At 72.1% G+C, this 13,583-nt stretch carries 15 protein-coding genes; 8 read left to right on the top strand and 7 right to left on the bottom strand.

The window, feature by feature from the left end; translation table 11 throughout:
• Positions 1 to 122: 122 nt before the first annotated feature.
• The 5 genes from BJ971_RS17340 to BJ971_RS17320 form a co-directional block, all read right to left on the bottom strand.
• On the bottom strand, positions 123 to 1,118 hold the full coding sequence (locus tag BJ971_RS17340; protein ID WP_239087188.1) for an Acg family FMN-binding oxidoreductase: 996 nt from the start codon (positions 1,116 to 1,118) through the stop codon (positions 123 to 125).
• Between the two features lie 119 nt (positions 1,119 to 1,237).
• The gene (locus BJ971_RS17335) at positions 1,238 to 1,831 is read right to left on the bottom strand and encodes a flavodoxin domain-containing protein (protein WP_184994303.1); all 594 of its coding nucleotides are present in this window, start codon (positions 1,829 to 1,831) and stop codon (positions 1,238 to 1,240) included.
• Positions 1,832 to 1,944: 113 nt separating this feature from the next.
• Positions 1,945 to 2,634 (bottom strand): CBS domain-containing protein, encoded by a 690-nt coding sequence (locus BJ971_RS17330; protein ID WP_184994302.1) that lies wholly within the window; start codon positions 2,632 to 2,634, stop codon positions 1,945 to 1,947.
• Positions 2,635 to 2,687: 53 nt separating this feature from the next.
• Entirely contained in the window at positions 2,688 to 3,332 is a 645-nt protein-coding gene (locus BJ971_RS17325) for an SRPBCC family protein (protein WP_184994301.1), read from the bottom strand.
• 315 nt (positions 3,333 to 3,647) lie between these two features.
• A complete protein-coding gene (locus BJ971_RS17320) occupies positions 3,648 to 4,646 on the bottom strand; it encodes an Acg family FMN-binding oxidoreductase (RefSeq protein WP_184994300.1) in 999 nt (332 codons plus the stop codon).
• A gap of 218 nt (positions 4,647 to 4,864) precedes the next feature.
• Here BJ971_RS17320 and BJ971_RS17315 point away from each other — a divergent pair, with 218 nt between their 5' ends.
• Together BJ971_RS17315 and BJ971_RS17310 are read left to right on the top strand one after the other, a co-directional pair.
• A complete protein-coding gene (locus tag BJ971_RS17315; protein WP_184994299.1) occupies positions 4,865 to 5,335 on the top strand; it encodes a universal stress protein in 471 nt (156 codons plus the stop codon).
• Positions 5,336 to 5,363: 28 nt separating this feature from the next.
• Positions 5,364 to 7,076 carry a SulP family inorganic anion transporter gene (locus tag BJ971_RS17310; protein WP_184994298.1) on the top strand — a complete coding sequence of 571 codons (1,713 nt, stop codon included), beginning with the start codon at positions 5,364 to 5,366 and terminating at the stop codon, positions 7,074 to 7,076.
• Here BJ971_RS17310 and BJ971_RS17305 read toward each other — a convergent pair.
• Positions 7,073 to 7,786 (bottom strand): hypothetical protein, encoded by a 714-nt coding sequence (locus tag BJ971_RS17305; RefSeq protein ID WP_184994297.1) that lies wholly within the window; start codon positions 7,784 to 7,786, stop codon positions 7,073 to 7,075. The two genes, BJ971_RS17310 and BJ971_RS17305, sit on opposite strands and share 4 nt — an antisense overlap.
• Entirely contained in the window at positions 7,779 to 8,078 is a 300-nt protein-coding gene (locus BJ971_RS17300) for a hypothetical protein (protein WP_184994296.1), read from the bottom strand. Before BJ971_RS17300 ends, BJ971_RS17305 begins: the two co-directional genes overlap by 8 nt.
• A 446-nt stretch (positions 8,079 to 8,524) precedes the next feature.
• Between BJ971_RS17300 and BJ971_RS17295 the strand changes: the two genes are divergently transcribed.
• Genes BJ971_RS17295 through BJ971_RS17270 form a run of 6 tightly spaced genes read left to right on the top strand, consistent with a single transcriptional unit; the run spans position 8,525 to position 13,574 of the window.
• Complete coding sequence (locus tag BJ971_RS17295) at positions 8,525 to 9,664, top strand: 4Fe-4S dicluster domain-containing protein (protein WP_203709120.1); 1,140 nt, start codon at positions 8,525 to 8,527, stop codon at positions 9,662 to 9,664.
• Positions 9,661 to 10,140: a cyclic nucleotide-binding domain-containing protein gene (locus BJ971_RS17290; RefSeq protein WP_184994295.1), complete on the top strand. Its 480-nt coding sequence runs from the start codon at positions 9,661 to 9,663 to the stop codon at positions 10,138 to 10,140. The genes BJ971_RS17295 and BJ971_RS17290 overlap by 4 nt, the downstream gene beginning before the upstream one ends.
• A complete protein-coding gene (locus BJ971_RS17285; RefSeq protein ID WP_184994294.1) occupies positions 10,137 to 10,994 on the top strand; it encodes an FAD/NAD(P)-binding protein in 858 nt (285 codons plus the stop codon). Before BJ971_RS17290 ends, BJ971_RS17285 begins: the two co-directional genes overlap by 4 nt.
• Complete coding sequence (locus BJ971_RS17280; protein ID WP_184994293.1) at positions 10,994 to 11,800, top strand: NADH-quinone oxidoreductase subunit B family protein; 807 nt, start codon at positions 10,994 to 10,996, stop codon at positions 11,798 to 11,800. Before BJ971_RS17285 ends, BJ971_RS17280 begins: the two co-directional genes overlap by 1 nt.
• A complete protein-coding gene (locus tag BJ971_RS17275; protein ID WP_184994292.1) occupies positions 11,797 to 13,095 on the top strand; it encodes a Ni/Fe hydrogenase subunit alpha in 1,299 nt (432 codons plus the stop codon). Before BJ971_RS17280 ends, BJ971_RS17275 begins: the two co-directional genes overlap by 4 nt.
• Positions 13,092 to 13,574 carry a hydrogenase maturation protease gene (locus BJ971_RS17270; protein WP_184994291.1) on the top strand — a complete coding sequence of 161 codons (483 nt, stop codon included), beginning with the start codon at positions 13,092 to 13,094 and terminating at the stop codon, positions 13,572 to 13,574. The genes BJ971_RS17275 and BJ971_RS17270 overlap by 4 nt, the downstream gene beginning before the upstream one ends.
• Positions 13,575 to 13,583: the final 9 nt, after the last annotated feature.

The raw sequence follows: 13,583 nt of genomic DNA, 5'->3' as shown, positions 1-13,583 counted from the left end.
CGGCCCGCGCACCAGGGTCATTGGACCCGTCCGCCCGGATGCCGCAGCGCTGACGTCCCCGTTTCGCCCGGTCGTTCCGCTAGCGATGGAGGTCCACCCCTTCCCCGGTTACGGCGCCGCGTCTACGGCCGGTCCCTCGGCGCCGGTTCCGGGCTCCGCAGCAGGACATCGGCGAGCCGGCGCCGCGGCGTCACGCCGACCGCCTTGCCGTGACCGACCCGCAACACCAGTTGCGCGATCCGGCCGCCGGCCGGATCGGTGAGCCGGCGCCGCAGATCGGGCACCTCCACCGGCTGGCTGATCGGCGTGGTCGACAGGTTCTGCCAGGTCGCGGTGAGCAGCACCCGCTGCAAGGCCTGCCCGGCCAGCGCCCAGTCCGTCCGGTCGTCGCCGTCCGTGCTGAGCACCAGGAGCGTCGGATAGGGCTCGAACTTCTCGGTCGGCCGCGGCAGCGGCATCAGCTCGGCGAAGTCCCGCATCGGCACCGCCTCAAGGGCGTCCCAGGGCCCGACCGCCCAGATCGGGACGCCGTCGTGCCGGACGCCGCCACCAGACCAGCGCGCCAGCTCCGCCCGATAGCCCGGCCGGGCCCGCAGCCACCGTTCGGCTTCCCGGGCGAGGCGCAGGATCGTATCCCGGCCGGCCGCGGTCGCCACCGTAAGCGTGGCGCCCTCCCGGCGGGCAGCGTCCGCGAGGTGATCGAGGACGTCGTCCGGCACGGGCGTGTGGGCGAAGGGAAACCGGTTGGTGTGCCGATGCGGCACCGCCGCGGAGAGTGCCTCCACGGCCGGGGTCGCCGCCGCCGGTCCGGCCGCATACACGCGGGCGACCAGATCGGGCTTCTTCCGATCGGGAAAGGCCGTCGAGTGGCACCGGTAGCCCGCCTGCCGGATGGCCAGACGCAGATTGAAGATCGCCGCGCCGACGCTGATCAGCTGCTCGCGCCCGTCCGGATCCAGGACCGGCAGCCGGCGGCTCGGGTCGGCGTACACCTCGACCGTCGGCCCGGCGATCCGAAACAACCAGGGCTGGCTGTTGTGCAGGGACGGAGCCGCGGTGGCCGTGCGCACGCATTCGGTAAGGACCTGCCGCGATGGTGGTATGGCGGTCATCATCATGCCTCCTCCTACCCGAACAGCCCGATCGGACGGACCGGTCATCTCCACCTCACCGCGACGGACAGCGGCCGGACCAGGGCCGTTGGTCCCGGCTACGCGGCACCCGCGGGACACGGGACCTACGGCTCCCGCCGGCGGTGGCCAGCGCCGTCAGGACCAGACGGATCCACTGGCACCAGCCGCGACGGCTCGATCTGAGTCCCGTGCGCCGGGCCCTCCTTCCGAAGCTCCGCGGCGACCGACCGGGCCCAGGCTCGGATCCGCTCGGGGTTGCGGAAGTCACCGGCGTGGCCCTCCCGCGCGAGCTGCCGCGCCATGATGCCGAGCCAGCCGTGCGCCTCGGACGTCATACGCCCACCGAACGTCCCGTGTTCGCGTGCCGGTAGCACCCTGAGAGCCAGCTCAGCGTGGTGGCTCGGCGGCAGCACACCCCCATCGGCGGAGGTGTCCAATGGCCCGCTGCTGAACAACCAGACGGGACGATCGGTGAACCGGCCGGCGAACCTGTGGGTGAAGTCCCGGGCGTCGGCGTGCCAGCCGGAGGCGTAGACGGCCGAGCCGAGAATCACCGCCTCGTAGGTCCCGACATCCGTCACGCCGCCGCCAGGCGACAGGTCAACATTCAGACCCGCGGAGCGCAACTCCTCGGTGATCCATCCAGCGATCTCACCGGTGCCGCCACCGGCCGATCCGTACGCTACGAGAACGGTCATGTCGGTCTCCTTTCGAACAGTCGAGAAGTTACGTCAGTGCGGCGCGGTTACTGGGAAGACCGGATAGCCGGTGGCCACCAACGGGCAGAGCCTCGTACGCCCGGAGCGCCGGCTCAGGCGACGCCGTACGCCATGCCGGTGGTCAGGATGGCGCGATCGTCGAAGTCGTACCGGATCTCGTCGGCCACCTCGACCACTCCGGGCACCCGCCGGGTGAGAACGACGGCCTCCTCGGCGGTGGTGGCCCGTTCGACGAGCCCGGTCAGGGTGACGACTCCCGCGGCCACCTCGACCGCGACGTCCCTGGCCCGGCCGGCCACGGCTCCGCGCAGGACGCGTGTCTCGACGTCGGCGCGGATCTCATCGTCCGGACGCAGGTGCGTCTTGAGCAGGTCGCTGCGGGTCACGATGCCGATCAGCCGGCCGAGGTCGTCGACCACGGGCAGCCGCTTGACGTACTTGTGGTCCATCAGGCGCGCCGCGGCCGCGATCGACGTCGTGTCCTGCACGGTGACCGCGGGCGCGCTCATCAGATCGACCGCGGTCCGAGCCAGCGCCTTGCCTCGCTCGCCGCGCCGCCGGCGGCTGTCGAAGAGCCACGGCGCCTCGTCACCTGAATACTCGATCTTGCGGAGCAGATCCGCCTCACTCACGACGCCGGTGACCCGCTCGAGCGCGTCGACCACCGGAACGGCGCTGACACGACGGCTGAGCAGCATCTCCACCATGTCTCGATAGGAGGCGCCCTCATCCACGGACACGACTGCCCGGGTCATCACGTCGTGCACGGTCCAGGTCTTCATGACAACCTCCTCATCCTGACGCTACGAGCACGCGGGACGCCGCTCGGCGACGGTCAGATCGGCAGCAGCGCCGCGGACGGAGCGCTGAACTCGGCGCGCTCCTTGATTCCGAGCAGCATCCGCCGCTCCATGACGAGGCTGCCCGGCTCCATCACGATCCGGTTCATCAGCCGGCGCGGCCAGCGGGCGTCCGGAGTCGCGATGCGGTTCCGGCTGATCAGACGGGTGCCCAGCCAGTAGCTGTTCAGATCGAAGATCCACACCCAGGCGCCGTCGGTGGAACGGAAAGCCAGCGTCCGCTCCGGATCGCAGATCTCCACCCGCATGCCGGGCCCGGCGGGTCCGAGCGGCAGCACGTCACCGACGGCGAGCCGCTGGAACTGCGGCAGGATCTCGTCGGCGCTGTGCATGTCCAGGCCCAGCAGGTTCTCGATCCAGTCGTAGCTGTACACGCCGCCGCGCCCGCTGCCCATCTGCACCAGCCACGGCCAGACCGTCGAGGGTGCGGCATCGATCGTGACGGCCCGGGTGGACCGCAGATCCGGGTACGGCAGCAGCGCGTCGCCGGGCAGTTCCCGGGCGACCTCCTCGGCGGTGGCGCCATAGCCCAGATACCACCGCCGCGCCGGCGGCGAACAGGCCGCCACGGCGGACGCCAGGGCCACGCCGCCGATTCCCTTCCAGACCGCTGTTCTCATGCACCCACGCTCCCTCCCATAGGAGAAAGGTCGGTAGGGCCGTCCGGCCCGGGCCAGAGGTCAGCCGGGCCCGCAGGCGAAGCTGCCGCTCAGCTCTTTCCGCGTACGACGACGACCGGGCAACGCGCGTGCTGGGCGCAGCAGCTTTCCCGCCGCGGCCTCGAGGCCGTCGTAGGGGATCAGCGCCCAACCTATGTAGCTCGGTATCTCCCACGCGCTGACGGCGCGGATCCGTCCTCCGGTCAGCCGCGCCTGCGCGAACGCCCACCGCAGGGCCGCCTGGCCCGGCAGGGAGCCGTTCAGGGCCTGAGGACCTCACCCCGCCGGGACCATCGCCGGTGCGTGCGGGCCGGGCAGCAGCACATCGGCCATCGGCCGCCGCAGCGTCGCGCCCGTCTTCCCTCCGTAGCCGACCCTGAGCACCATCTGTACCGACAGGCCGGTGGCCGGATCGAGCACCATCCGTCGCGCCCACGGCACTTCGAGCGGCTGGCTGATCGGGGTGGTGGCCAGGCCGTTGCCGGTCGCGGTGAGCAACACCCGCTGCAGCGCCTGGCCGGCCCGGATCCAGTCTGGCCACCGATCGCCGGTAGTGGCCAGAACCAGGATCGTCGGGTACGGCTCGAACGGTGCGCTGCTTCGCGGCTCGGCCGCCAACTCGGCGAAATCGCGGATCGGGACCATGTCGTTCCCGTCCCGCGGACCGGCCGCCCAGCGCGGCACGCCGTCGTACCGCGTCCCGCCAACGGTCCACCGGGCAAGTTCCTCGCGGTGACCCGGCCGATCGCGCAGCCAGCGGTCCGCCGAGCGAGCCAACTTCAGGATCGCTTCGCGCCCGGCAGCGTGTGCCACCGCCAGGACGGCACCCTCCCGGCGTGCGGCTCCCCGCAGAGCATCGAGAACGTCCGTCGGCACGGGCGTCTGCGCGAACGGCGACCGGTCGGTGTGCCGGCGCCCGATGGCGGCAGCCAGCGCCCGCACGGCCGGGGAGGGCGCGGCCGCATGAGCCAGGGTCACCCGAGCTGCCAGGTCCGGCTCGGCCGGCTCCGGAAAGACATTGAGGTCGGACAGGTATCCGGCCCGTCGAATCGCCAGGCGCAACGTGAAGACGGCGGCGCCGACGCTGATCAGCTGTTCGCGTCCGCTCGGGTCCAAAACGCGCAGGCGGCGCGCGGGATCGGCATACACGTCGACCATCGCGCCGCGCGGGCGGAACCGCCAGGGCTGGCTGTTGTGCAGGGACGGCGCCTCGGTCGCGGTCCGCACGCAGTCGAGGAGAACCTGCCGCGGCGGCGGGACGGGAATCGTGCTCATCGATCCTCCACAACGATCGCCTCGCGGCACTTGTCCGGCCTTCACGGTAGGAGCAGTCCCGATGGTCCATGCAGGGCCAGAGGTCCCGACCCTCCGGGGCGGGCGCGGTCCGCCCGGCCGGCGCAGCGGGACCTCCGGCTCTGACGGGCCGTGCGCAGCGGAGCCACGGTGGGACATATCGCCGTCCGTCTTCCGGGCGGCTTCCGGAGGGAGGGGCCATGACTACTCGGCACCTGATCGTGGTCGGGGTGGACGGAACGGACGGCGGGCGGCGAGCGCTCGACTGGGCGGTTCGCGAGGCGGACGCCCGCGGCGGCGCTGTTCAGGCCGTCACCGCATGGTCGTGGGACGGGCTGGAGTTCGGACCGGTCACCGCGACGAACCCCACAGAGGCCAAGGAGCGGGCCGCGCGCCTGCTCGACCGCGAGATCCGGTCGCTGATCGCCCGCCACGGATCACACGTCCCGGTCGCCGCCGAGGTGGTCGAGGGAAGCCCGGGTGCCGCGCTGGCACACGCCGGGCGCAACGCCGACCTGCTGGTGCTGGGCAGCCACGGCAACAGCCGGGTCCGCCACACGGTGCTCGGCTCGGTCAGCGAGGAGTGCATTCGCAGGGCGACCTGCCCGGTGGTCGTCATCCCCGTCCCGCTTCCGGCTCTACCCGACACCGAACCGGTACCCCGGCGTTGACCGCCGGAGCCTCGCCGACAATGGCGAGGTGACGACATCCTCCTGGCTCGATCGGTGGGCGCCCGGGCTCGCCGATCTCGTGGCCTATCGCCGTGCCTGGCTGCGCGGCGACGTCCTGGCCGGCGTCACCGTGGCGGCGTACCTGGTGCCCCAGGTGCTCGCGTATGCCACGATCGCCGGCCTGCCACCGGTGGCCGGGCTCTGGGCAACCGTTCCGGCCCTGGCCGCGTACGCGTTGCTCGGCACGTCGCGCACGTTGTCGGTCGGGCCCGAGTCGACGACGGCCCTGATGACCGCCGCGGTGGTCGGACCGATCGCCGCCGGCGATCCGGCCCGCTACGCGGGCCTGGCCGCCGAGCTGGCGATCATCGTGGGGGTGCTCTGTCTGGCCGGCCGCCTGCTCCGGCTGGGTTTCGTCGCGGACCTGCTGTCCCGGCCGATCCTGGTGGGCTACCTCGCCGGGGTGGCGCTGATCATGATCGCCGGTCAGCTCGGAAAGCTGACCGGCGTACCGGTCGAGGGCGAGGCGTTCTTCGAGCAGATCGCCTCGTTCGTCACCCAGCTGTCCACAATGCACGCGGCGACCGCCGGGCTGGCGTTGGTGGTGCTCGCGTTCCTCTTCGCCCTCCAGCGCTGGCTGCCTGCCGCACCGGCGCCGCTGCTGGCGGTGCTGCTCGCCACCGGCGCGACGGCGTTGACCGGCTGGCAGCAGCACGGGATCCGGGTGCTCGGCGAGATTCCGTCCGGCGTGCCGGCCCCCGCCCTGCCGCCACTCGGCGACCTGGCGGGCCTGCTGCTGCCCGCGCTGGGCGTGCTGCTGGTCGGTTACACCGACACCATTCTCACCGCCCGATCGTTCGCCGAACGGACCCGGCAGGCCGGGCCGACCCGCCCGATCGACGCCAACCAGGAACTTGTCGCGTTGGGGTTCGCGAACGTCGGCGCCGGACTGGCACACGGATTTCCGGTCAGCAGCAGCGGCAGCCGCACCGCCCTCGCCGACGCGGCCGGCGGCCGGTCGCAGCTCTATTCGCTGGTCACGCTCGTTCTCGTCGTGGCGACGCTGCTCTTTCTAGGCCCGGTGATGGCCGGACTCCCGACGGCGGTTCTCGGCGCCATCGTGGTGTACGCCGCGGTCCGGCTCGTCGACATCGCCGGATTCCGCCGGCTCGCCGCGTTCCGGCGCAGCGAGCTGCTGCTGGCCCTCGGCGCGCTCGCCGGGGTGCTGATCTTCGACATCCTGATCGGCATCCTGCTCGCCGTCGGGCTGTCGGTGGCGGAGATGCTCGCCCGCGTGGCCCGCCCGCACGACGCCGTCGAGGGCTTCGTGCCGGGTCTCGCCGGCATGCACGACATCGACGACTACCCCCAGGCACGCACGGTGCCCGGGCTGGTCGTGTACCGCTACGACTCCCCTCTCTTCTTCGCCAACGCCCAGGACTTCCACCGGCGCGCGCTGGCCGCCGTGGACACCCAGCGGGAACCCGTCCGGTGGTTCGTCCTGAACATGGAGAGCAACGTCGAGGTCGACATCACCGCACTGGACGCGCTGGACGCGCTGCGCCGCGAGATCGCCGACCGCGGCATCGTCTTCGCCCTCGCCCGCGTCAAGCAGGATCTGCTGGATCAACTGGTCTCTTTCGGCCTGGCCGCGGCCGTGGGTACGGAGCGGATCTTCCCCACCCTGCCCATCGCGGTCGCCGCCTACCGGGATTGGAGCGACGGCGATCGGGCCGGTTAGCCGGGCCACACTTCCACCGTGGATCGGACCGGATGGGCCGAAGGACCACCTCGCTGCCATCGGAGCCTTCCGGCCCTGCCCGGACCAGGACGACGGCCGTCGTTGTTCACCGCTGCCCGCCGGCGATCGCGGACAGCTCCGCCGCCAGGGCGAGGCGCAGGCGTGCCGGCGGGCACCGCGATCGTGACGGCGCCGATCGTCTCGCCCCGGCCGTCGAGCACGACTCGCAACGCCCCGGCCACCGCGGTCAGCAGTGCGGCGTGCAGGCCGGCGTCGCGGCGATGTGCGGCGTCGCGCAGGGCGTCCGACCCCACGCGGATCACGACGGCCCGGCGGAGCGCGCCGGTGGCGTGCAGCAGGGAGCAGGGCGGAACGGCTGCCGGGGCGATGCCGCCGCCCGCGGCCATCGCCGTCCGCAGGCGGCGCAGCCGGGCCGGCATCGTTCGCCAGGCCGCGGCCCGAGACCGCCACGCGTCCGCGGCAAGACTGCGCACCGGCGGGCGCCGAACGGGCGGTGTCCCGATCAGACGCTGCCGCAACCGTGGCACCGCCGCGGTCCGATCGCCGAGCAGCCGGACGCAGGTGTCCTCCGGCACGGGCGGGTCGAGCAGCAGCACGACGGCGACCTGCTGCGGCACCGCGTCCCGGTCCGTCGCGAGGAAGGCCAGGTCGGCGTCGCTCGCGCGGTCTATCCGGTACTTCTCAGGCATCCGCGGGGCCGATCTCCCGCGGCACGTTCATGGGGTGACGTTCGTCGTCCCGGGCCGCGAGCCCTTCGACGGCACGGCGGTACTGGCCCGGGGTGATCTCGCGGGCGACGAGTTGAGTCGACAGCACGCCTTCGAGGCTCTCCAGCCGGCTTGGCGGCGAGTCGCCCGGCTGAGTCGCGCTCTCGCCGGCGCCGGTTGCCATACCGGCCGGATCGGTCGAGAGATTGGGCAAGGTCCACGCGAGCACGCAGATCATGCTGAACGCCGCGATGATCGCGATGAAGTAGAACATCCTTCTCACCTCCTGGACACCATGCTCGTCGAGGAGCCGGGATGGTCAGCAGGGACTCATGTCCGCAGGGCTAGGGCCGAAGTACCCGCCCGAGAGCCATTGACGACGTGCCCGAATGTCTGGCTTGCCTGGGACCGCGCCGGGTCGGGTTACGGCCCGCGCGAGTCCGGTACTGGCAATCGGGCAAAATGGTACCGTCGCGATAGGTGGCCTTGGTGATGGATTCGACCGCTTTGGCCGGTGCGGTGCCAGCGCTGAGATCCTCCTCCCTTCCATCGCTTCCACCTCATCCGGCCTCGGGGCCGAAGGGCCGCGGCCGCCGGGACCTTTGCCCCTGGCCCGCGCCGCCGGCGGCTCCTAGGTTCGGCATGACGAGTGTCCGAGGCGGCGAGCAGGACCGAGGAGGCTGACATGTCACTGTCCGAAGCGGATTCCTTCGAGGTGCCATGCCACCGGTGCTGATGGAGGCGACGGCCCTGCCGGCGCTGTTCGAGGTGTTGCACGCGGAGGGCTACACCGTCGTCGGTCCCACGGCACGCGACGGCGCGATCGTCGTCGCCGAGCTGGAGTCGGCGGCCGAGCTGCCGTACGGCGTGGGTGTCGACACCGAGGCGGGCCGGTACCGGCTGCGGGAGCGCGACGACCGGGCCGCGTTCGGCCACTCCGCCGGACCGCAGTCGTGGAAGAGCGTGCTGCACCCGGCGCGCGCCCCGCTGTGGTCGGCCGACCGTGGCGCCGACGGCACGGTCGTGGTCAGCGAGCCGGAGGAACAGCACCGGCGGTACGCGCTGCTCGGTGTACGCCCCTGCGACCTCGCCGCGATCGGCATCCTGGACCGGGTGCTCGCCGGTGGCCGGCACGCGGATCCGGTCTACGCGGCCCGGCGGGACGGCAATCTCATCATCGCCGTCGAGTGCACCGAGCCCGGGGCCACCTGCTTCTGCACGTCCATGGGTACCGGTCCGCACGCCGGCGCGGGCTTCGATCTCGCCATGACCGAGCTGGCGAACGGCGACGAGCATCGCTTCCTCGTCCGCTCCGGCACGCCGGCCGGGGCCGAGGTGCTCGCCCGGATTCCCGGCCGGCCGGCCGACGACGCGAGCATCGAGCGCGCGAGCGGGGAGGTCGCGGCCGCGGCGACCCGGATGGGACGCGCGATGCCGGCACAAGGGCTGCCCGATCTGCTCGCGGCCGCGCGGGACTCGCCGCACTGGGACGACGTCGCCTCGCGGTGCCTGACCTGCGGCAACTGCACGATGGTCTGCCCGACCTGCTTCTGCACGACCACGGAGGACGTCACCGACCTCACCGGCGACCACGCGGAGCGCTGGCGCCGCTGGGACTCCTGCTTCGACCTGGACTTCTCCTATCTGCACGGTGGCAGCGTGCGCACCAGCGGCCAGGCGCGGTACCGCCAGTGGATCAGCCACAAGCTCGGCACCTGGCACGACCAGTTCGGCTCGTCCGGCTGTGTCGGCTGCGGCCGGTGCATCGCCTGGTGCCCGACCGGCATCGACATCACCGAGGAGGTGGCCACGCTGTCCGTGCTGCACCTGGCCGGCGATGACGAGGCGGGGCCGCGATGACCGGCGGCGTGGTCTCCCGGGTGGCGGCGTTGCGGTTCTTCGCCGCGCTGAACCCGCGGCAGCTGGATCAGTTGTGCGAAGCCGGCACGCCGATGTCGTACCAGCCCGGCGAACGCATCTTCGCCGAGGGCGGCGACGCGGACCGGTTCTGGCTCATCGAGACGGGCAGTGTCGCCCTGGATGTGCGGATACCGGGCCGTGGCGACCAGGTCATCGAGACGCTGGGCGCCGGGGCGGTCCTGGGCTGGTCGTGGCTTCATCCGCCGTATCGCTGGCAGTTCGGCGCGAGCGCGCGTGAGCGACTCGAGACCATCGCGTTCGACGGCGCCGCCGTGCGGAACCGCTGCGACGCCGATCCGGCCTTCGGGTACGCGATGCTGCGCCTGTTCACCCCGGTCATCGTCGCGCGGCTGCAGGCCACCCGCCTGCGTCTGCTCGACCTGTACGCCACCTCGGCGCAGGTCGGACGGCCATGAGCACCGCCGCGGCACCGGCCATTGTCGGCTCGGCGGTGCCACAGCCGTACCGGGTGGTGTCGCGCCGTGTCGACACCGCCGACACCGTCACGATCGAGCTGGCACACGACGCCGGGCCGTTGCCGGCCTTCGCACCGGGCCAGTTCGCGATGCTGACCGCGTACGGAATCGGCGAGGTGCCGATCTCGCTCAGCGGCCTGCCCGACCCGGGCGACGACCGGGCCCGGCGGTTGACGCACACCCTGCGGGCCGTCGGCGCGGTCACCCGGGCCCTGCACGCCACCGCACCGGGCGCGACGATCGGTGTCCGCGGGCCGTTCGGCACGTCGTGGGACGTCGAGTCCGCCGCGGGCCAGGACGTGGTGATCGTCGCCGGCGGCATCGGGCTGGCGCCGGTCCGCCCGGTGCTGCACGCCGTCCTGGCCGGGCGCGCCCGGTACGGCAACGTGGTTCTGCTGGTGGGAGCACGGACACCGGCCGACCTGTTGTACCCCGGCGAACTGCTTCGCTGGGCCGCGTCCGGCGTTCAGCTCGGAGTAACCGTGGACCGGCCCGCGGACGGCTGGAGCGGCCACGTCGGTGTGGTTCCCGCGCTGATCCCCCACGCCCGCTTCGACCCTGCCCATAGCGTGGCGTTCGTCTGCGGTCCCGAGGTGATGATGCGGTTCACCGCACAGGCGCTGATCGAGCGCGGCCTGCCGGCCTCGCGGTTGCGGGTCTCGCTGGAACGCAACATGCGCTGCGGGGTGGGCTGGTGCGGACACTGCCAGCTCGGACCGTTGCTGTTGTGCCGCGACGGCCCGGTCGTCGACTACGCCCGCGCGGAACCGCTGATGAGCATCCGGGAGCTGTGATGGGAACCGATGCGGCGATGCCGACGTTGGCCGTGTGGAAGTTCGCCTCCTGCGACGGCTGTCAGCTGAGCCTGCTCGACTGCGAGGACGAACTGCTCGCCGTGGCGGACCGGGTACGGATCGCCCACTTCCTCGAGGCCAGCCGCCAGGTCGAACCCGGCCCGTACGACGTGTCCCTGGTGGAGGGCTCGATCACCACCGCCGACGACGTCGCACGCATCCACCGGGTCCGCGAGATGTCCCGCACCCTGGTCACCATCGGCGCCTGCGCCACCGCGGGCGGCGTGCAGGCGCTGCGCAACTTCGCCGACGTCGACGAGTTCCGGTCGGTCGTGTACGCCCGCCCGGAGTACGTGTCGACGCTGGCCACCTCGACCCCGATCGCCGCGCACGTCGACGTCGACTACGAATTGCACGGCTGCCCGATAGACCGCCGCCAACTGCTCGAGGTGATCACCGCGCTGCTCGTCGGCCGCCGTCCGAACATCCCCGCGCACAGCGTCTGCTTCGAGTGCAAGCAGCGCGGCAACGTCTGCGTGGTGGTCGCGCACGGCACGCCCTGCCTGGGCCCGGTCACCCACGCCGGCTGCGGCGCGATCTGCCCGGCCTACCAGCGCGGCTGCTACGGCTGCTTCGGCCCGATGGAGACCCCGAACGGCACCGCCCAGGCGGGTCTGCTGCGCGCCACCGGCATGTCCGAAGCCGACATGGTCCGCGCCTACCGCACCTACAACGCCGGGGCGCCGGCGTTCATCGAGCTCTCCCGGATCACCGTCGGGCCACCGCAACCGGAGGGAAGTACATGACGCACCGCTCCGATCGGACCCTGGACGTCCGGGCGTTGGCCCGCGTCGAGGGCGAGGGCGCGATGCACGTACGCGTGCGCGGCGACGCCGTCGAAGAGGTCCGGCTGGACATCTACGAACCGCCCCGCTTCTTCGAGGCGCTGCTGCGCGGACGCCGGTACACCGAGCCGCCGGACATCACCGCACGCATCTGCGGGATCTGCCCGGTCGCGTACCAGATGAGCGCGTGCGCGGCCATCGAAGACGCCTGCGCGGTGACCGTCGAACCGGGGGTGGCCGCCCTGCGCCGGCTGCTCTACTGCGGTGAGTGGATCGAGAGCCACACGCTGCACATCTACCTGCTGCACGCGCCGGACTTCCTCGGCTACCCGAGCGCGCTCGAGCTGGCCAAGGACCGCCGCGACGTGGTGGAACGCGGCCTGGCCTTGAAGAAGGCCGGCAACGAGATCGTCGAGTTGCTCGGCGGAAGGGCCATCCACCCGGTCAACGTCCGGGTAGGCGGCTTCTACCGGACACCGGCCCGCCGCGAGCTGGCGCCGCTGCGCGAGAAGCTCCGGACCGCTCTCGACCAGGCCCTGGAAACGGTGCGCTGGGTCGCGGGCTTCGACTTCCCGGACTTCCACCACGACCACGAAATGCTGGCCCTGGTCACCCCCGGGCAGTACGCCGTCGAATCGGGCGGCGTCGCGACCACGGCCGGGCTCGCCTTCGCCGTGCAGCGGTTCGAGGACCACGTCATCGAGGAACACGTGCCGCACTCCACCGCCCTGCACGCCCGGCTGGCCGGCCGGGGCAACTACGTCGTCGGGCCGACGGCCCGCTACACCCTGAACCGGCAATGGCTGTCACCGCTCGCGCTCGAGGCGGCGGACGCCGCCGGGCTCGGCGCCGACTGCCGCAACCCGTACCGAAGCATCCTGGTCCGCGCCGTGGAGACGGTCTTCGCACTCGACGAGGCGATACGGCTGATCGAGCAGTACGAGCCGCCGGCCCGCCCCTTCGTCGAAGTTCCGCCGCGGGAGGCGATCGGATACGGGGCGACCGAGGCACCACGCGGAATCCTGTTCCACCGCTACGGCCTGGACGCCGACGGCCTGATCACCTCGGCCCGCATCGTGCCGCCGACCTCGCAGAACCAGGCCGGCATCGAGGACGACCTGCGCCGCTTCGTCGGCAGCCGGCTGCACCTGGACGACGAGCGCCTCACCTGGCAGTGCGAACAGGCCATCCGCAACTACGACCCGTGTATCTCCTGCTCCACGCACTTCCTCGACCTCACCGTGGAACGACGATGAACCGCCACGGCACCGGCCGGCGGGTGGTGATCGGCGTCGGCAACGACTACCGCCGTGACGACGGATTCGGTCCGCTGGTCGTCGCCGGGCTGGCCGAACGGCAGGCCTCCGACCGCCGCCTGGCGGCGGTCGACCTGCGGGTCAGCGACGGCGAACCCACCCGGCTCATCGACCTGTGGACCGGCGCCGACGTCGCCGTCGTGGTGGACGCGGTGCTGGACGACGGCCACCACAGCGGACTCCGCTACGAGCTTGTGCTCGACGCGCTGAACGAACTTCCCGAGGAGAGCGCGGCCAGTTCCCACGGCATCAGCCTGGGCAGCACCGTGGCGCTCGCGCGGGCGCTGGACAGGCTGCCGCGCCGGCTGGTCGTGCTCGCCGTCTCCGGATCGGAGTTCGGCTTCGGCGAGGGGCTGACCCCGCCGGTCGCCGCCGCGGTAACGCCGGTCATCGAACGAGCCTGCGAACTCGTGGCCTGAGCCGCATCA

Origin of the sequence: Amorphoplanes digitatis (genome assembly GCF_014205335.1) — a bacterium.
GTDB lineage: Bacteria > Actinomycetota > Actinomycetes > Mycobacteriales > Micromonosporaceae > Actinoplanes > Actinoplanes digitatus.
The sequence above is the reverse complement of the archived record's forward strand: the minus strand, read 5'-3'. Positions and strand labels throughout refer to the sequence as shown.